The 20888-nt window shown below is 40.1% G+C and carries 17 protein-coding genes; 10 read left to right on the top strand and 7 right to left on the bottom strand.

Translation table 11 applies throughout. The annotated features are described in order from the left end of the window. The first annotated feature begins 14 nt into the window (after nt 1–14). Nucleotides 15–2780, top strand: a complete 2766-nt coding sequence (locus FNW07_RS01140; protein WP_126742191.1) for a PD-(D/E)XK nuclease family protein — start codon at nt 15–17, stop codon at nt 2778–2780. Between the two features lie 3 nt (nt 2781–2783). Here the strand turns inward: FNW07_RS01140 and FNW07_RS01135 are convergent, their stop codons facing one another. The 3 genes from FNW07_RS01135 to FNW07_RS01125 form a co-directional block, all read right to left on the bottom strand. Further along, nucleotides 2784–3566: an alpha/beta fold hydrolase gene (locus tag FNW07_RS01135; RefSeq protein WP_126742190.1), complete on the bottom strand. Its 783-nt coding sequence runs from the start codon at nt 3564–3566 to the stop codon at nt 2784–2786. A 102-nt stretch (nt 3567–3668) separates the two neighbouring features. Beyond that, nucleotides 3669–4472, bottom strand: coding sequence for a TIGR00266 family protein (locus tag FNW07_RS01130; protein WP_126742189.1), 804 nt, complete (start codon nt 4470–4472; stop codon nt 3669–3671). Between the two features lie 45 nt (nt 4473–4517). Further along, entirely contained in the window at nt 4518–5810 is a 1293-nt protein-coding gene (locus FNW07_RS01125; protein WP_126742188.1) for an aminopeptidase P family protein, read from the bottom strand. 111 nt (nt 5811–5921) lie between these two features. Here FNW07_RS01125 and FNW07_RS01120 point away from each other — a divergent pair, with 111 nt between their 5' ends. The 8 genes from FNW07_RS01120 to FNW07_RS01085 all read left to right on the top strand — a co-directional run bounded on the left by FNW07_RS01120 (nt 5922) and on the right by FNW07_RS01085 (nt 15654). Beyond that, nucleotides 5922–6776, top strand: a complete 855-nt coding sequence (locus FNW07_RS01120; RefSeq protein ID WP_126742473.1) for a ChaN family lipoprotein — start codon at nt 5922–5924, stop codon at nt 6774–6776. Between the two features lie 59 nt (nt 6777–6835). Continuing rightward, nucleotides 6836–7702 carry a hypothetical protein gene (locus FNW07_RS01115; protein ID WP_126742187.1) on the top strand — a complete coding sequence of 289 codons (867 nt, stop codon included), beginning with the start codon at nt 6836–6838 and terminating at the stop codon, nt 7700–7702. 165 nt (nt 7703–7867) lie between these two features. Further along, on the top strand, nt 7868–8533 hold the full coding sequence (locus FNW07_RS01110; RefSeq protein ID WP_126742186.1) for a succinate dehydrogenase cytochrome b subunit: 666 nt from the start codon (nt 7868–7870) through the stop codon (nt 8531–8533). A gap of 12 nt (nt 8534–8545) precedes the next feature. Continuing rightward, nucleotides 8546–10546, top strand: a complete 2001-nt coding sequence (locus FNW07_RS01105; RefSeq protein ID WP_126742185.1) for a fumarate reductase/succinate dehydrogenase flavoprotein subunit — start codon at nt 8546–8548, stop codon at nt 10544–10546. 77 nt (nt 10547–10623) lie between these two features. Next, nucleotides 10624–11370, top strand: a complete 747-nt coding sequence (locus FNW07_RS01100) for a succinate dehydrogenase/fumarate reductase iron-sulfur subunit (protein WP_126742184.1) — start codon at nt 10624–10626, stop codon at nt 11368–11370. 142 nt (nt 11371–11512) lie between these two features. Continuing rightward, nucleotides 11513–11980 (top strand): hypothetical protein, encoded by a 468-nt coding sequence (locus FNW07_RS01095; RefSeq protein WP_126742183.1) that lies wholly within the window; start codon nt 11513–11515, stop codon nt 11978–11980. A gap of 89 nt (nt 11981–12069) precedes the next feature. Further along, nucleotides 12070–14883 carry a GH92 family glycosyl hydrolase gene (locus tag FNW07_RS01090; protein WP_126742182.1) on the top strand — a complete coding sequence of 938 codons (2814 nt, stop codon included), beginning with the start codon at nt 12070–12072 and terminating at the stop codon, nt 14881–14883. 6 nt (nt 14884–14889) lie between these two features. Further along, nucleotides 14890–15654, top strand: a complete 765-nt coding sequence (locus FNW07_RS01085) for an amidohydrolase (RefSeq protein ID WP_126742181.1) — start codon at nt 14890–14892, stop codon at nt 15652–15654. On the opposite strand, the gene FNW07_RS01080 is transcribed toward FNW07_RS01085, so the two are convergent. Further along, the gene (locus tag FNW07_RS01080; RefSeq protein WP_126742472.1) at nt 15647–17245 is read right to left on the bottom strand and encodes an Ig-like domain-containing protein; all 1599 of its coding nucleotides are present in this window, start codon (nt 17243–17245) and stop codon (nt 15647–15649) included. The genes FNW07_RS01085 and FNW07_RS01080 overlap by 8 nt on opposite strands. 200 nt (nt 17246–17445) lie before the next feature. Next, on the bottom strand, nt 17446–18129 hold the full coding sequence (locus FNW07_RS01075) for a ComF family protein (RefSeq protein ID WP_126742180.1): 684 nt from the start codon (nt 18127–18129) through the stop codon (nt 17446–17448). A 93-nt stretch (nt 18130–18222) separates the two neighbouring features. Here FNW07_RS01075 and FNW07_RS01070 point away from each other — a divergent pair, with 93 nt between their 5' ends. Then, complete coding sequence (locus FNW07_RS01070) at nt 18223–19770, top strand: glycine--tRNA ligase (RefSeq protein WP_126742179.1); 1548 nt, start codon at nt 18223–18225, stop codon at nt 19768–19770. Nucleotides 19771–19827: 57 nt separating this feature from the next. Here the strand turns inward: FNW07_RS01070 and FNW07_RS01065 are convergent, their stop codons facing one another. Then, on the bottom strand, nt 19828–20238 hold the full coding sequence (locus FNW07_RS01065; RefSeq protein ID WP_126742178.1) for an arsenate reductase ArsC: 411 nt from the start codon (nt 20236–20238) through the stop codon (nt 19828–19830). Nucleotides 20239–20250: 12 nt separating this feature from the next. Further along, nucleotides 20251–20886: an MIP/aquaporin family protein gene (locus FNW07_RS01060; RefSeq protein ID WP_126742177.1), complete on the bottom strand. Its 636-nt coding sequence runs from the start codon at nt 20884–20886 to the stop codon at nt 20251–20253. Nucleotides 20887–20888 lie beyond the last annotated feature (2 nt).

Here is a 20888-nt window from a genome sequence, read left to right as displayed (position 1 = left end):
TTTATTTTTATAAAATGACAGATTCTTCTTTTTTAGGTAAAATAGCGCAGGTTATAATAGATAATTATGCCGGCCAATTATCGGATACTATTGTGGTTCTGCCCAACAAACGGGCAAAGGTATTTTTAATCGAAGCGTTAAAAAAGCAGGTCAGCAATAACATTTTCTCGCCAGAGATTATCAGCATTGAAGACTTTATACAAAATGTCGCCGGCATCCGCTCCGTCGATTCGATAGAACTGCTGTTCGAATTCTTTGAAGTATATTTATCGATTACTGATAAAGCAAACCAGCAGTCCTTTGAACTCTTTGCCAATTGGGCCAAAACACTGCTGCAGGATTTTAATGAAATAGACCGTTATTTATTGGATCCTTCGCATGTCCTCTCTTACTTAAAAGATATTGAAGACATCAAAAAATGGGGCGTCGAAGTCGAAAATAAAACGCAATTGCTGGAAAACTATATTGACTTCTGGAAATTACTGCCCAATTACTACCAGTCGCTGTACGCTCATTTGCTAAATAAGGAAATCGGTTATCAGGGGTTAATTTACAGGGAAGCCGTAAATAATCTGAACCATTTTTCCGAATCTATTCCCGGAAAGCAATTTGTATTTGCGGGTTTCAATGCACTGAATGCAGCCGAAGAAAAAATCATTCAACATTTAATCGAAGCCGATCAGGCTAAAATATTTTGGGACGCCGATCAGGCTTTTATGAACGATCCTTTCCATGATGCCGGTTTGTTTGTCCGCCGTTTCAAAGAGAACTGGAAACATTACAAATCGAATCCGTTCGACTGGATTGTTAATGATTTCTCAGCAACCAAGAGTATCCAGATTATCGGAACACCAAAAACCATTGGTCAAGCAAAAATTGCCGGAAGCATTATTGAAAATTTGCTAAATGAAAATCCCACAGCATCCCTTGATAAAGTCGCCGTCGTTCTGGGAGAGGAAAATCTGCTGGTGCCGCTTTTATATTCGTTGCCTGCTACGGTAGGCGCACTGAATATTACGATGGGCTATTCCGGAAAAAACAACCCCGCACAAATCCTGATTGCCAAATTGTTTAAAATGCACACCAATGCGTTGTCGCGGAATGCCAACAGTTATGTGCTCTATTATAAAGATGTACTCGATATCCTGACGCATCCGCTGGTGGAACCATTTTCCAAAGCCGGTGCAGTGGTGAATATTATCAATCAGCATAATTACACGTTTATTACCCATCAAAAACTGATGGAACTTAATCCTTATCCAAGTGATTTGTTCTTGTTGTTGTTTCAAAAATGGGAAAGCGGGTCGATGGCAGTTCTGGAAACAATCTCCAAGTTGCTTCAGACCATAAAAACGAATCTGAGTAATGATAATGAGGAGGAAAAAATTACCAAAGCTTTTGTTTTTGCCATTTTCAAAGTCATCAACAAACTCATCAATTATTATTCACAGCATCAGCACATCGACAAAATCGAAACGTTGTATGCGATTTATAAGCAAATAATCGATTTAGCCGAAGTTTCTTTCGAAGGGGAGCCATTGAACGGCCTTCAGATTATGGGTGTCCTAGAGAGTCGGGTTTTAGATTTTAATACCGTAATTGTTACTTCTATGAACGAAGGCAAGTTTCCTGCCGGAAAATCCCTGAATTCATTTATTCCGTATGATGTGAAAAAAGAATTGGGCTTGCCAACCTTCAAAGAAAAAGATGCCATTTACACCTATCATTTTTATCATTTGTTGCAACGCGCCAAAAATATTTACCTGTTGTATAATACCGAAAGTGAAGGTTTGGATGCCGGTGAAAAAAGCCGTTTTATTACCCAATTGGAGGTAGAAAAACAACCGAATCACCATTTGTCACACGAAATATACAATGCCGTTTTACCTGAAGCCGCTTATCGGCCGATGGTTATTCCAAAATCGGAATCCGTAATGATGAGGTTACGGGAGATTGCCGATACCGGATTTTCGCCATCTGCCCTGACCAGTTATATCCGGAATCCCATCCAGTTTTATTTTCAAAAAATCCTGCGCATCCGGGAAGTCGAAGAAGTCGAAGAAAATATCGCGCTGAACACGTTGGGAACTATCATCCACGAGACTTTAAAAGCCCTGTATGAACCTTTCATAGGTAAATTTTTATCGGAACATGATATAACAATATGCTTTAAGCTGATTGATGCGGAGGTTCTGAAGCAATTCAAACTCGTATACAAAGAAGGCGAAATCAAGAAAGGGCGAAATCTGTTGGCTTTTGAAGTCGCCAAGCGAAATGTGTCCAACTTTCTGAAAGTGGAAATGGAAAGCATCAAAAATGGGGATTCCATCAAGATTATTGCTTTGGAAGAAACTTTCGAACGTACCTTAAACCATCCGACCCTGCCTTTTCCGGTATTGATTAAAGGGAATGTTGACCGGATTGAAGAACGGAATGGCAAAATTCGCATTATCGATTATAAAACCGGCAAAGTTGACAAAACAAACGTCACTTTAAAAGCATGGACGGGTTTGTCCGATGACATCAAAAACGACAAAATCATTCAGGTTTTGGCGTATGCTTTTATGTATGAAGAAAAAGCTAACAACATGCCGATGGAAGCCGGAATCATTTCTTTCAAAAATCTACGATCCGGGTTTTTACCCTTTAACCTTAAGGAAGAAAAAGAAGCAGTGTTAATTATAGATGAAGCTATTTTATCCAATTATCTGGACCAAATGGTTTTGTTGCTGAATGAGATTTTGGATGAAACGGTTCCTTTTGAGGAAAAGGTTTTGTAATTGCTAGATATTTTTAAAAAAATTGAATAACACTTTCTTCAATTCGGTTTCGTTTTCAATATGCGACATGTGCCCGTGGGCGAAGGTGACCAATGGCACATCGGTATTTTCAATCTGTTCCACTGTTTCCTCATACGCGAGGACAGGGTCTTTTTTCCCTAAAATTAACAATATCGGATAGGGCGCAAAGTGTAATAATACTTCACGGTCGGGTCTGATTTTCATTCCTTCCAGTGAAGCGACAATGCCCTGTAACGAAGTTTTCAACGCTTCCAATTTGACCTTCTCGATTTCATCCGCTAATTTTTCACGATTGTCTTCGCTAAACAAATTCGAAATCGACATGCGGATAAAATTGGCATAATTTTGTTTCACAGCTACAATAGCGCGGTCGCGATTGGTTTTACGTTCCTCGCTGTCGGCTCTTGTTGTTGAATTTAACAGCACTAATCCTTTTACGGTTTCAGGATACAATTCGGCGAAAGCCAAAGCCACGTAACCGCCCATTGAATGTCCTACAAAAATGGCTTTCCGGATACGCAGTTCGGCTAAAACAGCGTGGACGGCATCGGCATTGTCTTCCATCGAGTGGACATATCCCAAACAGTCGGTTTGACCATGCCCCAGTAAGTCTACGGTGATGATCCGGTATTTTTTTGAAAACTCCTCAACATACGGATTCCACATGGTCTGGTTTTCCAAAAACCCATGAAGCAATACAATAGCGGTACCTTTTCCGGTATCGGAATAAGTGATTTTGGTGTTTTTGTGGATGATGTGTTTCAAAAGAAGTTTGAATGAGGGTTGGATTCCAATGCAAAAATAATTTTTTTGATTCGGACTAAAAAATAAAACGGCTTACAAATCAGTAAGCCGTTCAATTTGTATCTAAAAGCGATTATCGCCATCGAGAAGATTTCCCAATCCTCCCAGCAAACTGCCCTCATCTCGGCCACTGCCTCCGGATCTTGGTGCCGATGCAATGATTCGGTCTGCAAGTCTGCTGAAAGGCAACGATTGGATATACACGGTTCCGGGGCCACGAAGGGTGGCATAAAACAAGCCTTCGCCGCCAAAGATGGAGTTTTTGATGCCGCCGATAAATTCGATATCATAATCGACATCTTTTGTAAATCCAACAATACAACCTGTATCTACTTTCAGTATTTCGCCTGCGGCTAATTCTTTTTTAGCCAATGTTCCACCGGAGTGTACAAATGCCATTCCGTCGCCTTCAATTTTTTGCATGATGAATCCTTCCCCACCAAAAAGACCACGGCCTAATTTTCTGGAGAACTCAATTCCGACCGAAACTCCTTTTGCGGCGCATAAGAAAGAATTTTTCTGGCAGATGAATTTCCCTTGGTATTGGGTCAGGTCAATGGCAACGATTTTCCCGGGATAGGGCGCTGCAAAAGACACTTTGCTTTTGGTGTTGCTCTGGTTCAGGAAAGCGGTCATGAAAAGGCTCTCACCGGTCAGGACTCTTTTTCCGGCATTTAATAATTTTCCGAATAATCCGGATTGCTGCTGGTCTGAACCATCACCAAAGATAGTTTCCATTATGATGTTATTGTCCATCATCATAAAGCTTCCTGCCTCAGCGATGACGATTTCCTGCGGATCCAGTTCAATCTCCACATACTGCATTTCTTCACCAAAAATGTGGTAATCTATTTCGTGTGCTTGCATAATTATGTTTTTTTAAGACTCTAAATTTAATTGAAATGAATCCGATTAACGGTTCATTAAACTTTCAATTTCTTCCGCTTCAATCGGGATGTTGCGCATCAGGTTAAAAGGCTCGCCACTTTCCTGAATCACGAGGTTGTCTTCCAGGCGGATTCCGAAACCTTCAGCCGGAATATAAATTCCAGGCTCAACGGTAAATACCATGCTGGCCTGCATTGGTTCCGTCAAAATTCCGTAATCATGGGTGTCCAATCCTAAATGATGGGATGTTCCGTGCATGAAATATTTTTTATACGCCGGCCATTCCGGATTTTCGTTTTGCACATCTGCCGTATCCAAAAGTCCAAGACCGAGTAATTCAGAAGTCATTATTTTACCAACTTCCACATGATATTGTTTCCAAAGCGTTCCGGGAGTCAGCATTTTTGTCGCTTCGTTTTTAACGCGCAAAACAGCGTTGTATACTTCTTTTTGTCGGTCTGTAAATTTCCCTGAAACCGGAATCATTCGGGTCATGTCACTGGAATAATTGGCATATTCAGCAGCTATATCCAATAAAATCAAATCACCGGCTATACATGGTTGGTTGTTTTCAATGTAATGTAGCACATTGGCATTGTTTCCGGAGGCGATAATGGGTGTATAGGCAAACCCTTTGGAACGGTTGCGGATAAATTCGTGAATCAGTTCCGCCTCAATTTCATATTCCATTACATCAGGTTTTACAAAGCCTAATAATCTTCTGAATCCTTTTTCGGTAATGTTACAGGCATTCTGGATTAAATCCAATTCTTCTTTTTCTTTCACGGAACGCAGACGCTGTAAAATCGGATTGCTTTTTGCGACAGCATGCGCCGGGTATTTCTCTTTCCACCATTTTACAAAACGGGCCTCACGGGTTTCTGTTTCAATAGTTGCACGGTAATGTTCATTGGTATTGATGTACATCGTTTCGGCATGTGTCATGATTTCAAACAAAACTTTTTCGAATTCGGGTAACCAATAAACACTTTTGATGCCACTGACTTCAAAAGCGCGTTCTTTCGTTAATTTTTCACCTTCCCAAATTGCAATATGCTCGCTGGTTTCTTTCAAGAAAAGAATTTCCCTTTGATGCTCATATGGGGCATCCGGAAAAAGTAATAAGATGCTTTCTTCCTGATCCACGCCACTTAAGTAAAAAATATCTCTGTGTTGCGCGAAAGGCAAAGTACTGTCGGCCGAAACCGGGTATATATCATTGGAATTGAAAACCGCTACGCTTTTAGGCTTCATCTGAGTGATAAACTTTTCACGATTTTTAATAAATAGGTTTCGATCTATTTGATGGTATTTCATATCGGAGTTTGTTTAAAAGTTGTAAGTTTCAAAATTAGGAACTTTAACACTAAATGTGGTTAATTGGGTGATAAATTTTGTAAGAATGAGCAAAATGAGTATTTTTCGGCTATGAGAGCAAAATATTTCCTTCTGATAATTGTATTTTTTGGGTCTGTTTGTAATGCCCAGGATAAAATACCGTATCGGATTTTTGATAAAAAAGGAAAGAAGACTTCGTATGAAAAATTACTGAAGGCTTCGGCAAAAACCGATGTGGTCCTATTTGGAGAGCACCATAATAATTCAATAGTTCACTGGTTGCAACTTGAATTCACAAAGGATCTGTCCCTGAGAAAAGATTTGGTACTTGGTGCGGAAATGCTGGAGGCCGATAATCAACAACAGCTCAACCGTTATCTGAAAGGCGAAATTGAGCAAGAAACGTTGGATTCAGTTGCCCGTTTATGGCCCAATTATGGAACCGATTACAAGCCTTTGGTTGATTTTGCCAAAAGCAAAAAAATTCCTTTTATAGCGACCAACATTCCCAGACGTTTTGCGAGTATGGTTTTTAAGAAAGGTTTTGAAGCCCTGGAATCCTTATCGGATGAAGAAAAAACCTGGATGGCACCACTTCCAATCCGGTATGATGCAAATTTGCCGGGATATGTCAAAATGATGAAAGAAATGGAAGGCCATGGCGGCGCAAATCTTCCCAAAGCGCAGGCAGTCAAAGACGCGACGATGGCATATTGGATTGCCAAAAACAGAAAAGAAAATACTGTTTTTATCCATTATAACGGAACCTATCATAGCGATAATTACGACGGAATTTATTGGTATCTGAAAAAAGAAAGCCCGTCTCTGAAAATAATTAGCATTGCAACGGTGTCACAAAACAATATTTCAAAATTAGAAACTGAACATTACAATAAAGCCGACTTTATTCTCGTTGTAGATGAAGATGTGACCAAAACGAGGTAAAAATTAACGAAATCTTGGCAAGGTTGTTGCTGTTAAGGACTTCATAAAAAGACAGGGATATGAAAAATTTTATTTTAGGATTACTTATAACTATAGTAAGTATCGGATTTTATTCCTGTGAAGATGCCGATGATATCGCTGCTAATGAACCGTCTTTAATTATCAAATTCAAATTTGATGAAAATCAGGTGCGGTTAAATAATATCGGACAACCTGCCGGGGTTTTATCGGGAAATGCTGCCCAATCACCACTATTCAATACTATTTCTTCCCATTATATCGAGCTGGCTCCAAATGCAAATACCGCATTAGGTCAAGGGACAATTTTATACCATGCGCCGGAAACTACTTTAGGAGGTGCCAATGCAATTGATTTCAGTCAGGCTAAAATTTATGCGGAAGGCGAAACGTTTCTTAAAATCCCGTTAAGTCAAATTGTAAGCGGAAGCTACGAATGGGTACGGGTTTCTTTATCGTATCAGAATTACGACATTGTAATCCGTCAGGATAATGTTGATTATACCGGAACTTTAGCGAGTTTTGTTGGGTTCAATACTTACATTGGAACACATTATATCGGGAATAGTACTTTTCCCGTGAATGCCAACAAAGCGCAGGGTTATTGGGCATTGAATGTTCAGGGAATACCATTTTCGGGCCAGGCACCGGCCGGAGCAACTACCGTTCCGAATCCAATCGCATCGACTTCACCAATACCTGCAGGAAGCTGTGTGGTGACAGGTAAGTTTACAAATAACCTTGTGATTGCCGGAAACGAAACACAGGACATAGAAATGACGCTTTCTTTGTCCAATAACAATAGTTTTGAATGGCGCGAGATAAATGCTGATGGAAAATACGAACCCGCGGCAGGAGAAAATGTAGTTGATATGGGCTTGAGAGGTTTAATTCCGTCGTATCAGTAAGACATCTTTTTAGTCTGAGTCCAAAATATAACACTTTTTATGTCATTAAAAGTGTTTCAAGACAGCCATTTTAAAATCATTATAAATAAGACCGAAAAGGTTGTACTTCATGTCTATTTGCTTTATTTTTGTATAATTTTTTTAAAATAAATTATTCAAATTCTTATGGCAAAATCTGCAGTATTGAAGTCTTCCATTGCGAGAAAAGTCACAATGGCGCTTTCGGGACTTTTTTTAATCGTATTCTTAGCACAACATTTTTTTATAAACAGTTTGTCCGTTTTTGGTCCTGATGCTTTTAATGAAGTTTCTCATTTTATGGGCTATAATCCGCTGGTTCAATACATTGTACAGCCAATCCTTATCTTCGCAGTAGTTTTTCACTTTATCATGGGTTTTGTTTTGGATTTTCAGAACAGAAGCTCCCGACCAATTGCTTATGCAAAATACAATGGTGCGGTAAGCGCCAGCTGGGCTTCGAGAAATATGATTATTTCAGGTTCAGTGGTTTTGGCTTTCATCGCCTTGCACTTATACGATTTCTGGTTTCCGGAAATGGTCTACAAATATGTTGACGCCAGTCCTTTGGAAGCAACACGATATTATCCGGAATTGGTTCACAAATTTGTAAGCCCGGTTCGTACCGGATTATACTGCCTGTCTTTTGTATTATTGGCTTTACACTTATGGCATGGCTTCAATTCTTCATTCCAGTCGGTAGGTTTCAATAACAAATATTCGAAATCATTACACACATTAGGATATGCTTTTGCAATTGTGGTTCCTGTTGGATTCATATTCATTGCATTATTTCATCATTTCAATCATTAATATTAAATTATAATGGCATTAGATTCAAAAATTCCTAACGGACCGATTTCGGACAAATGGACAGATTATAAAGATCATATTAATTTAGTAAACCCTGCCAATAAACGGAACTTAGACGTTATCATTGTAGGTACTGGATTAGCGGGAGGTTCTGCTGCTGCAACTTTAGCAGAATTAGGATATAACGTAAAAGCATTTTGTTTTCAGGATTCACCACGTCGTGCGCACTCAATTGCTGCACAAGGTGGAATCAACGCAGCAAAAAATTATCAGGGAGACGGGGATTCTACATTCCGTTTGTTTTATGATACCGTAAAAGGGGGTGATTACCGCGCTCGTGAAGCAAACGTACACCGTCTGGCGGAAGTTTCAGCCAACATCATTGACCAATGCGTGGCGCAAGGGGTTCCTTTGGCCCGTGAATATGGTGGATTGTTGGATAACCGTTCGTTTGGAGGAACTTTGGTTTCCCGTACTTTTTATGCAAAAGGTCAAACAGGACAACAATTATTGTTAGGTGCTTATTCTGCCATGAACCGTCAAATCGGTCGTGGAAAAATAAAAATGTACAACCGTCACGAGATGCTTGATTTAGTAATCGTAAACGGTAAAGCTCGCGGAATCATCGCACGTAATCTTATCACAGGAGAAATCGAAAGACATTCGGCTCACGCAGTAGTTATCGCTTCAGGAGGTTACGGAAACGTATTCTTCCTTTCGACAAACGCTATGGGAAGTAACGCTACGGCTGCCTGGAAAATCCACAAAAAAGGCGCATTCTTCGCGAATCCTTGCTACACGCAAATTCACCCAACGTGTATTCCGGTTTCCGGCGATCACCAGTCAAAATTAACTTTGATGTCGGAATCGTTGCGTAATGACGGACGTATCTGGGTCCCAAAAAGTTTGGAAGATGCCAAAGCAATCCGTGAAGGCAAAAAGAAACCTACCGATTTATCGGAAGCGGAAAGAGATTATTATTTAGAAAGAAGATATCCGTCTTTTGGAAATTTAGTGCCTCGTGACGTTGCGTCGCGTGCGGCTAAAGAAAGATGCGACGCCGGTTTTGGTGTTAACAAAACAGGTGAAGCGGTATATCTGGATTTTGCTACGGCTATCCAACGTTACGGAAAAGAACAAGCTTTCATCAAAGGATTGGATGCCAATGATGCCAACTTGGTAAAAAAATTAGGAACAGATGCCGTAGCCAATAAATACGGTAACTTATTCCAGATGTATGAAAAAATCGTTGACGAAAACCCATACGCTACGCCAATGATGATTTATCCGGCCGTTCACTATACAATGGGTGGAACATGGGTAGATTATAATTTACAGACGACCATTCCGGGTTGTTTCTCTATCGGGGAATCTAATTTCTCAGACCACGGAGCGAACCGTTTGGGAGCTTCTGCCTTGATGCAGGGATTGGCTGACGGATATTTCGTATTGCCATATACGATTGGAGATTACTTGGCGCCGGACATCAAAGTTGGACCAATTTCAACTGATTTGCCTGAATTCATTGAAGCTGAGAAAGCAGTGAAAGATCAGATAGAAAAATTCATGAATAACAACGGAACGCATTCTGTGGATTATTTCCACAAGAAATTAGGAAAAATCATGTGGGATAAAGTAGGAATGGCTCGTAATGCTACAGGATTAAATGAAGCGATTACTGAAATTGCTGCTTTACGTGAAGAATTTTATAGAGACGTTAAAGTGCCTGGGACAGACAAAGGCTTCAACCAAGAATTAGAAAAGGCTACTCGTGTTGCCGATTTCCTGGAACTGGGAGAGCTTTTCGCAAAAGATGCTTTGCACAGAAATGAATCTTGTGGAGGCCACTTTAGAGAAGAATACGCAACAGAAGATGGAGAAGCACAGCGTGATGATGAAAACTTTGCATACGTTGCCGCATGGGAATATACAGGAAAACCAAGCGATGCCGTTTTACACAAAGAACCATTGACATTCGACAACGTTAAATTAGTAACTCGTAGTTATAAGTAAAAATTAGTCACATGTCAAACGTCATAAAGTCAAACGGCTTTTCACCTTCGACTTTGAGACTTTTAAACTAAAAAAAGATGAAACTTACATTAAAAATATGGCGTCAGAAAAACGCCCAGGATAAAGGAGCAATGGTTGATTATCAAATCGACGGAATTGAACCGGATATGTCATTCCTCGAAATGCTTGACGTTTTCAACGAAGGCTTAATCAATAAAGGTGATGAACCGGTTGCTTTTGATCACGATTGTCGCGAAGGAATTTGCGGTATGTGTTCGTTGTTCATCAACGGAGAAGCGCACGGACCGGACAGATTGGTAACGACTTGCCAGTTGCACATGAGAATGTTCAAGGATGGCGATACCATTACTATCGAACCTTTCAGAGCCAAAGGATTCCCTGTAATAAAGGATTTAGTGGTAGACAGGTCTTCTTTTGACAGAATCCAACATGCGGGAGGATTTATATCGGTAAACACTTCCGGAAACACGATTGATGCCAATACCATTCCTATCAATAAGAAAGATGCGGATGACGCTTTTGATGCGGCAACCTGTATCGGTTGTGGGGCTTGTGTAGCCTCTTGTATCAATGCTTCCGCGATGCTTTTTGTTTCTGCAAAAGTATCTCAGTTTGCATTATTGCCTCAGGGAAGAGTGGAAGCGACGGAGCGTGTTCTGAACATGGTGAACCAGATGGATGCGGAAGGTTTTGGTAACTGTACCAACACCGGAGCTTGCGAGGTTGAATGTCCAAAAGGAATTTCATTAGAGAACATTGCCCGAATGAACAGAGAATACATTTCAGCCAGTTTGAAAGGATAAACTTATATATTTTCAATTTAAAAAACGCATTCATTGATTTGGATGCGTTTTTTGTTTGATTAAAACCGTTTTCCCAATTAAATATTAAATAACAATGCTTTTAGTTTCCGTCAGAATATATTTACCGAAACAAATGCAAAATATGATAAACTGGACTTTAGACTGCAAAAAATTCGTGATTTTTAGTTTGATTTTATTTTCACCTACATTATCGAATGCCCAGGATAAGGGAATCGATTTGGTGAACAGAAGAACAAATAAAACCACTTTTTTAAAGGAAAACAAAAGGATATTAATTAAAACAGATAAGGGTAAGGTTTTTAAAGGAAAATTTAAAATAATTGACAGCGAATCAATGGTAATTAGACAAGATACCATTGCTATGAATTCTGTTGTAAAAATAAAAAGACGTCCGGTAATTTTGGCTGTTGTGTCGGGAGTAGTTATTGCGGGTATTGGCAGTCCAATAATAGTAGCCTGTGCTGCTACTGGTGGTGTTGCATGGTTAGTGCTTCCTATTGGTGTAGCTATTGACGGGATAGGCCTTGCAATACCGGCTATACCTCGGGGTCATAAAAAAGAAAAGTGGGAGTATACAATTGTGAATTAAAAATTAATCTCAAAACAGTACTAGTTAAAAACGCATTCAACGTAAAAGTTGGATGCGTTTTTTTTATATTTGGGAAACAATATTCCGACATGAAGAAATTCTTTTTCCAATTCCTTTTTCTCCTTCCGATTGCCTGTATCGCCCAAGCTAATTTGCAGCAATATGTTAACCCATTTATTGGAACAGGCGGACATGGCCATACTTTTCCGGGTGCTACGGTTCCCTTCGGGATGGTGCAGCTGTCTCCCGATACCAGAATCGACGGAAGTTGGGACGGTTGCGGCGGATATCATTACACTGACAATGTGATTTACGGCTTCTCGCATACCCATCTCAATGGAACGGGTGTTTCCGATTTTGGTGATATTTTACTGATGCCAACAATGGGCGAACCCAGTTTTGACAACAAAGTATATGCTTCTGCTTTTTCCCATCAGAATGAAAAAGCAACAGCCGGGTTTTATAGCGTAAAATTAGGTAAACACAATATCGATGTCGAATTGACTTCTTCGGCTCGTGTAGGCTTCCATAAATATACTTTTAATGCCAATGGTCCGGCCAATATTATTCTCGACCTGAATCATCGTGATAAGCTGTTGTATGGTGAAGTCCGGATTATCGATTCGAAAACCATAGAGATTCTTAGAAGAAGTGAGGCATGGGCCCGTGACCAATATGTATATGCCAGAATTGAGTTCAGCCAGCCGATGCAGATTAATAAAAAAAAGTCGAATGGTGACCAAAAGAAGGATTTTTATTCCGGAACCGAATTGGCGCTGAGTTTTTCAAAAAATGTGAAAAAAGGAGAAGCCATTTTGGTAAAAGTATCGCTGTCGCCGACTGGTTACGAAGGAGCGAAATTAAATATGTCGGAAATAAAGGATTGGGATTTCGAAAAGGCAAAAAAACAGGCTCAGCAACTTTGGAACACCGAATTATCTAAAATTGAAGTCACTTCGGAAGATAAAGACAAGTTAGCCATTTTCTACACGGCTTTATATCACACGATGGTTCAGCCGAACATAGCACAGGACATCGACGGAAAATACCGTGGCAGGGACAACCAAATCCACCAAACCGAGGGATTTGATTACTATACTGTTTTCTCGCTTTGGGATACGTTCCGTGGGGCACATCCTTTATATACTTTGATTGACAAAAAACGCACTGCCGATTTCATCAATACATTCCTGAAACAATACGAGCACGGCGGAAGATTGCCGGTTTGGGAATTGGCATCTAATGAAACCGATTGTATGATTGGGTACCATTCCGTTTCGGTTATGGGGGATGCAATGGCAAAAGGCATCAAAGGATTTGATTACGAAAAAGCATTTGAAGCCGCAAAACACAGTGCCATGCTTGACCACTTGGGATTGGATGCGTATAAGAAAAATGGTTTTATAGCTATTGATGATGAACATGAAAGTGTTTCCAAAACATTGGAATATGCTTATGACGACTGGTGTATTGCACAAATGGCTTTAATTTTAAACAAATCCGAAGATTATCAATATTTCATGAAACGTTCCCAAAGCTGGAAAAACGTTTTCGACTGGAATACGGGTTTTATGCGTCCAAAGAAAAACGGAGGCTGGGACAAACCTTTTGATCCGAAGGAAGTAAATAATAATTTTACCGAAGGCAATTCTTGGCAGTATTCTTTCTTCGTTCCGCAGGATATCCAAGGAATGATTATAGCTTATGGTGGCAAAGAAAAATTTGAGACCAAACTAGACCAAATGTTTAACAGCGAATCCAAAACGACTGGCCGCGAACAAGTTGACGTTACCGGATTAATTGGGCAATATGCACACGGAAACGAACCAAGTCATCATATGGCCTATTTGTATAATTTCGTGGGAAAGCCAGAAAAAACGACTGAAAAAGTCCATTATATCCTGAATGAATTCTATAAAAACACGCCTAATGGATTAATAGGAAATGAGGACTGCGGACAAATGAGTGCCTGGTATGTGTTGAGTTCGATAGGAATTTATGCCGTGACTCCCGGTAATCCGGAATGGAGCACCACTGTTCCTTATTTTGACAAAATAAAAGTCAACTTTGAGGACGGAACTTCAAAAGTGATTACAAAAAATCTTTCAGCAAACAGAAAGGAATTTGGCTTAACTCCTTCTAAAAAATTAAAAAATAATATTCCTTATTCGTTGATTATTGCGGCGCCAGTGATTCAGGCTGACAGAAAGTCTTTTAAAGATAAAATGAAAATTGAGATAAATTATGACCAGGACAAATATTTCGTTCATTACACTATAGAAGAATCTGGAGATCATAAAATAAGACCACCGTATGTTTATAAGGGGCCATTTGAAATTAATGAATCCTGTATAATCAAAGCAGTTTCTGTGGTAAAAAAAACAAATGATAAAATAGTTAGCAACACCATTTCCGCAACCTTCTTCAAAAAACCAAACAATTACACTGCCAACATCAAATCAAAATACAATCCGCAATACCACGCTGGCGGTTCCGATGGTTTGATAGACGGAATTTTCGGATCAGATTACTGGCGTAAAGGGGACTGGCAAGGCTATCAATCGCAGGATTTTGAGGCTGTAGTTGATTTGAAAAAAGTACAGAAAGTTTCCGAAGTGTCCGCCAATTTCCTTCAGGACAGCCGCTCCTGGATTTTAATGCCAACCGAAGTCGAATTCTACACATCAACCGACAATATCAATTTTACATTGGTAAAAACAATCCAGAACACTATAGATGCTAAAGTAACAGAAACCAAAATTATTGATTTCAAAGGAAGTATAAATCCAACGCAGGCGCAATACATTAAAGTCATTGCCTGTAATTATGGTAAGTTACCGGAATGGCATCAGGGCTTCGGTGGGGATGCTTTTATTTTTGTGGATGAAATAATCATTAAATAAAAAAATATGAATATCGCCATTATCCAAGCTCCGTTGCAATGGGAAAACCCATCAGCCAACCGAAACTATTTCGCTGACAAGATCAATGCGATGCACAGAAACGCCGATTTGATTGTACTTCCAGAAATGTTCACTACCGGGTTCACGATGAATCCTAATGCCATAGCCGAAACAATGGAAGGCGAAACCGTGCAATGGCTGCGGAATTTGGCCGAAAAGCATAATATTGCCATTACCGGAAGTATTATAATCAAAGAAAACAACTGCTTCTATAACCGGTTGCTGTTCGTTTTTCCGTCAGGAGAAATCCAGCATTATGACAAAAGACATTTGTTTACATTGGCCGGTGAAGATAAAGTCTATACGGCAGGAACGAAGAAATTAATTGTCGATTATCTGGGATGGAAAATTTGCCCGTTGGTTTGTTACGATTTACGTTTTCCGGTATTCTCAAGAAACACGGAGAATTACGATGTGCTAATCTACGTCGCCAATTGGCCCGAACCAAGAATTTCAGCTTGGGATGCGTTGCTGAAAGCTCGTGCCATTGAGAATATGTGTTATGTCGTTGGCGTCAATCGAATTAGCGCCGACCATAATAAACATAACTATCCCGGACATTCCCAAATGGTGAATTATCTCGGAAAGCACATGATTGATCCAACCCAACAGGAAGGTGTTTTGATGGCAACATTGGACATGCACTCGTTGATTGAAACCCGCGAAAAGCTCGGATTCCTAGATGATCAGGACTCCTTTACAATTAATTAGAAGACACATCAAAAATTTGGTCGACATCCCAATTGGCCCGAACATCAATTTCTTTCGGGAAATAAATCACTTCCTCAGCCTGTGTTTTTTCGAGATAGTTCCCCGAATCCCATTCCTTGTTTTTATTTTCGTCATAGATCAGACGCAACGTAAACAAAGCCGGATCGAGATTGGTAAAATCGATGACCGTGCTGACTTCCGAATATTCAGAGGCTATTATCTCGCCTTTGGCACTGATTAATTGGACGATAACGGGAAATTGCCTCACGTTTTGGAGGTTCACCTTTAGATTCCCGTAATCGGAAGTATTTTTGGTAGTCAATGTATACGACAACGTATCGTTGGATTGCTCGAGATAATCGGTCAACGCGCCCGGAAGTATTTTTATAGTGTATTTCTTCAGCGGTTCTTTAACGAAGTCAAACTCCAGCTGTTGCAGGAATTCGTTATATTCAGTCTTGAAAACGACGTTTGTTGAATCTTTCGTGATCTTCATTTTCGAATTGTCAAATTTCACTAAAGGTCGTGAAGGAATTAATGTGAATTTGTCGCGAAGAGATAATACCCCGCCTTGCTTGGCCTCAAAACTCAACGAATCTTTTTTCTGATCTTTGATTTTAAAATTGAAATTAGCACTGTACTGTTCTTTGGTCACAGCCAGATTCAGCGAATCGGTTTTAATCGGTTTGTACCAAATCTGGACGGAATCCTTTTTAGGGAATTGCGTCACAATGGTCGGTAGGATATCATTTCCGTTTTTCAGAACAATTTTCAGATCTTTAGGTTTGCCTTCGTAAGGCAACAACAAGCGGTTCCCTGAAGCCTGAACGGGTTTTAGGGTTTTGAATTTTGGAGTTTCTTTGAACAATTCCACTTCATATACCGTATCGTTAGGAACGGTTACATATTGCTTATGAAAACCGATTTTATCATCCCTCGGATTGAATTTATTGTTGCTGTTCAAATCCTTCATCGCAACCAAAAGATATTTTCCCGCTTTCAGGTTTTCAAACAGGAACGTCTGCATGCTGTCCGGCGTTTTAGTAATGTACCTCGGCGCTTCTTTGTAAATAATAGAATCGGTGAATTTTCCGTTGACTTCATACAGCATTACCGAAACATTGGGATCCGCTTCCTTATTGAGCGCATCTTTTACTCTCCCGCCCAGGGTCAGCGAATCAACATAGCTTCCGGTTGAAAACACATACTTAAACTGCTTATACGGATTACTTTCATTATTATCCTCAATACTCTGCCCAAAATTGATATTGTAGGTCGTGTTCGCCTGCAACGTGTCATTGAAATGAATCGTAATAGTCTTGCTTGCCGTAGTTGGGGTAATGGTCGGTGCAATTGCCATGGGGGGCGAAATAATGATCTGTTTCGTAAGGTCCTTCAGCTTGATGAATTCGTCAAAAGTCAATTTAATGGTATTGCCTTTAAAATTGGTGCTGTAATTCTTTGGTACGCTCATCCTCAAAACCGGTGCGATGGTATCTTTCGATCCTCCGGTAATGGAACCTCTTTTAGCGCAGCCTATGATAGTCAACAGTGCTAAAAGGAAAATATATTTAAAGTTGTTTTTCAACATCATAATCAAAAATTAAGAGCTACAAAATAACAATTATATTTATTGTAATCGAAACGTTTTAGATTTTATTTGTCATCCTGAGCGCAGTCGAAGGAGGGAGCTATTTCCTGCTATCCGCTCTATCTTTTTGTTTTTAAAGAAAAAACAAAAAAGGATGCCGCTTTTATCAGGGCTAAAACCACTCCAATCCCATAGAATAGTTAAGAATGCGACATCGCCATGCAGGCAATACTCACTTTGGCTCCCGGGATTTTTAACAACGCCCTGCCACACGCTTCCAGAGTCGAACCGGTCGTCAGAACATCATCGATGAGCAGGAAATGTTTGTTGTGGTCTCTTTCATCAAAAGTCACATCGAAAACCGTTTCGTCGATTTCGGTACGCCCCAAAAGATTCTTCTTCGATTGGGTTTTGGAATAAGCGGTTCGCTGCAACAATTTAGGATTGTAGGGAATCGTTAATCCGTCCGATAATCCTTTTCCAAAAGTGGTCACCTGATTATACCCTCTTTCTCGCATTCTCTTTTTATGAAGCGGAACCGGAATAATTTCATCAAACTGCATCGTCTGGGCTGTAGCTTTCAGATCTTCGGCATACCAGTGCCCAAACACAGTCCCAATTTCTTCCTGTCCGCGGTATTTCAGGCTGTGGATGATTTCCTGAACAATCCCTTTTTTATGATAATACATCAGGGCCGAAGCATGTGCCACCGGAATCCTCCCGTAAAATTTCTTGAAAGCCTCATTTTCAGGAGCCAATGTGTGTTGTGTCAATGGGATTTCATGTCGGCACGTGGTACAGATTACAGTTTCATTGGTCAGTAGAAAAGATTTGCAGCCCATGCAGACTTTTGGGAAAAGAAGATTTATCAGGTTTTTGAACATTTACGGTCAGATTTAGCTATAAAAATAACAAAATTCAACGATTCAATCGGAATTTATATCACTTTTTAAGTTCACTTTTTATATTTTTGCACCATGGCAAAACAAGAAGATTTATTTAAGAATGTAGTTTCGCATGCAAAAGAGTATGGATATATTTTTCCGTCAAGTGAAATCTACGATGGGTTGAGTGCAGTATACGATTACGCACAAAACGGAGTGGAATTAAAGAAAAATATTAGGGAATATTGGTGGAAATCCATGGTTCAGATGCATGAAAACATTGTCGGCCTTGACGCCGCAATCCTGATGCACCCGACAACCTGGAAAGCTTCCGGACACGTCGATGCTTTCAACGACCCGTTGATTGACAACAAAGATTCCAAAAAAAGATACCGTGCAGACGTCCTGATTGAGGATTATGCCGAAAAATTAAACCAGAAAGCCGAAAAAGAAATCGAAAAGGCGCGTGGCCGTTTTGGTGATGCTTTCAATGAGCAGGAATTTATCACGACGAATCCTCGTGTGATGGAATACCTGGCAAGAAAAAAAGAAATTCTGGAAAGAATGGCTAAATCCCTTGGGGATGAAAATCTGGAAGATGTAAAAGCCTTAATCGAAGAATTGGAAATTGCCGATCCGGAAACCGGTTCTCGAAACTGGACTGACGTAAAGCAATTCAACCTGATGTTCGGAACCAAATTGGGAGCTTCTGCCGATACGGCGATGGATTTATATTTGAGACCTGAAACGGCTCAGGGTATTTTTGTCAATTTCCTGAATGTGCAGAAATCCGGAAGAATGAAAATTCCTTTTGGAATTGCACAAACCGGAAAAGCCTTCAGAAACGAGATTGTAGCCAGACAGTTCATTTTCCGCATGCGCGAATTCGAACAAATGGAAATGCAGTTTTTTGTAAAGCCGGGCGAAGAAATGAAATGGTACGAATACTGGAAAAGTACCCGTTTGAATTGGCATTTGTCTCTTGGTTTAGGCCGGGAGAACTATCGTTTCCATGATCACGAAAAATTGGCGCATTACGCGAACGCTGCTGCGGATATCGAATTTAATTTCCCGTTTGGTTTCAAGGAACTGGAAGGAATCCATTCCCGAACCGATTTCGATTTAAAAGCACACGAACAACATTCAGGCAGAAAGTTGCAATATTTCGATACCGAAACCAATGCAAATTATACGCCATATGTGGTGGAAACCTCTGTTGGTCTGGACCGAATGTTTTTGGCAGTTTTCTCTAATTCTTTAAAAGAAGAAACGCTGGAAGATGGTTCGACTAGAACAGTATTACAATTGCCATCGGTTTTGGCGCCAACAAAAGCTGCTGTTTTTCCATTAGTTAAAAAAGACGGTTTGCCTGAAATTGCCCACCAGATTATTGATGAATTGAAATGGGATTTCAACGTGGCCTATGATGAAAAAGATGCAGTGGGTCGCCGTTACAGAAGACAGGATGCATTAGGGACACCTTTCTGTATTACGGTGGATCACCAAACACTGGAAGACCAAACGGTAACGATCCGTCATCGGGATTCGATGAAGCAGGATCGCGTAAAGATTACGGAATTGAAATCGATTATTGAAAACGAAGTTTCCATGAGAAGCTGGCTGATGAAGGCGAAAGTGTAATTAGCTTATAATTATATAAAAAAAAGGCTTTCCATATCGGGAAGCCTTTTTTTGTTTTTATATTCCGGTTATAAATTCTTTTGAAAATTCCTTTATTTCGTTCCGCACTTTTCGAAATTCTGCGATTAACTCTTTGGCGGTACCCGAAGATTTGGACGGATCTTCAAAACTGTGGTGTATCGTTTTGGTTTTAGTCGGGAAGAATGGACAGGCTTCTTTGGCATTATCACATACCGTAATCACATAATCAAACTCAATGTCCTGATATTCATCTACGTGATTGGATGTGTGTTTGGAAATGTCAATTCCGTCTTCCGCCATGATGCCTACCGCAAACGGATTCAGTCCGTGAATTTCTACACCTGCGCTGTAAACCTGTGCTTTATCTTTTATAAAATGCTGTAAATAGCCATGTGCCATTTGACTTCTGCACGAGTTTCCGGTGCATAAGACTAAGATTTTTTTCATCGTCTATATTTTTTATTTAATGAATTTCCAAACTAATGTTGCTATTGCTACTCCCAAAATTGGGGCTGTGATATATATCCAAAGGCTATCGAGGTTGCCTGAAATTATTGCGGGAGCTAAACTTCTGGCCGGATTCATTGATGCTCCTGAAATGGGGCCCGCAAACATAGCTTCTAGCAAAACAGTTCCTCCAATTGCGATACCAGCCATAGTGCCGGCTTCTTTTGAACCTTGGGAGGTAAATAAAATCACAAGCATCAAAATGAAAGCCAATATAATTTCTAAAATAAAGGATTGTAATTGCGTTCCCGAGGGCAATGTGGCTCCTAAGTTCAGATTGTCGGGAAATAATAATTTTAACATTCCTGTTGCCAAAAATGCGCCTGCAACTTGCGAAATAATATAGGGGGCTACTTCTTTTACTTTAAAAAGTCCCGCCAAAGAAAATGCAATCGTTACTGCAGGATTAAAATGCGCCCCTGATTTGTCTCCAAAAGCATAAATCATGGCCGTTACAATGAGTCCGACGGTGATAGCAATACCAATATGTCCAATTGCGCCATCAGTTTCCTGATTGATAATAATAGCTCCGGTACCACAAAAGACTAAAACAAACGTTCCGATTAATTCCGATAAATATTTCTTCATAT

This window comes from Flavobacterium sp. GT3R68 (assembly GCF_007109225.1).
GTDB lineage: Bacteria > Bacteroidota > Bacteroidia > Flavobacteriales > Flavobacteriaceae > Flavobacterium.
The sequence above is the reverse complement of the archived record's forward strand: the minus strand, read 5'-3'. Positions and strand labels throughout refer to the sequence as shown.

What these genes read in the sequence shown, in the direction of transcription:
- FNW07_RS01140 (WP_126742191.1), top strand. Translation starts at nt 15, where the DNA reads ATGACAGATTCTTCTTTTTTAGGTAAAATAGCGCAGGTTATAATAGAT.
- FNW07_RS01130 (WP_126742189.1), bottom strand. Translation starts at nt 4,472, where the DNA reads ATGCAAGCACACGAAATAGATTACCACATTTTTGGTGAAGAAATGCAG.
- FNW07_RS01125 (WP_126742188.1), bottom strand. Translation starts at nt 5,810, where the DNA reads ATGAAATACCATCAAATAGATCGAAACCTATTTATTAAAAATCGTGAA.
- FNW07_RS01120 (WP_126742473.1), top strand. Translation starts at nt 5,922, where the DNA reads ATGAGAGCAAAATATTTCCTTCTGATAATTGTATTTTTTGGGTCTGTT.
- FNW07_RS01115 (WP_126742187.1), top strand. Translation starts at nt 6,836, where the DNA reads ATGAAAAATTTTATTTTAGGATTACTTATAACTATAGTAAGTATCGGA.
- FNW07_RS01110 (WP_126742186.1), top strand. Translation starts at nt 7,868, where the DNA reads ATGGCAAAATCTGCAGTATTGAAGTCTTCCATTGCGAGAAAAGTCACA.
- FNW07_RS01105 (WP_126742185.1), top strand. Translation starts at nt 8,546, where the DNA reads ATGGCATTAGATTCAAAAATTCCTAACGGACCGATTTCGGACAAATGG.
- FNW07_RS01100 (WP_126742184.1), top strand. Translation starts at nt 10,624, where the DNA reads ATGAAACTTACATTAAAAATATGGCGTCAGAAAAACGCCCAGGATAAA.
- FNW07_RS01095 (WP_126742183.1), top strand. Translation starts at nt 11,513, where the DNA reads ATGATAAACTGGACTTTAGACTGCAAAAAATTCGTGATTTTTAGTTTG.
- FNW07_RS01090 (WP_126742182.1), top strand. Translation starts at nt 12,070, where the DNA reads ATGAAGAAATTCTTTTTCCAATTCCTTTTTCTCCTTCCGATTGCCTGT.
- FNW07_RS01085 (WP_126742181.1), top strand. Translation starts at nt 14,890, where the DNA reads ATGAATATCGCCATTATCCAAGCTCCGTTGCAATGGGAAAACCCATCA.
- FNW07_RS01080 (WP_126742472.1), bottom strand. Translation starts at nt 17,245, where the DNA reads ATGTTGAAAAACAACTTTAAATATATTTTCCTTTTAGCACTGTTGACT.
- FNW07_RS01075 (WP_126742180.1), bottom strand. Translation starts at nt 18,129, where the DNA reads ATGTTCAAAAACCTGATAAATCTTCTTTTCCCAAAAGTCTGCATGGGC.
- FNW07_RS01070 (WP_126742179.1), top strand. Translation starts at nt 18,223, where the DNA reads ATGGCAAAACAAGAAGATTTATTTAAGAATGTAGTTTCGCATGCAAAA.
- FNW07_RS01065 (WP_126742178.1), bottom strand. Translation starts at nt 20,238, where the DNA reads ATGAAAAAAATCTTAGTCTTATGCACCGGAAACTCGTGCAGAAGTCAA.
- FNW07_RS01060 (WP_126742177.1), bottom strand. Translation starts at nt 20,886, where the DNA reads ATGAAGAAATATTTATCGGAATTAATCGGAACGTTTGTTTTAGTCTTT.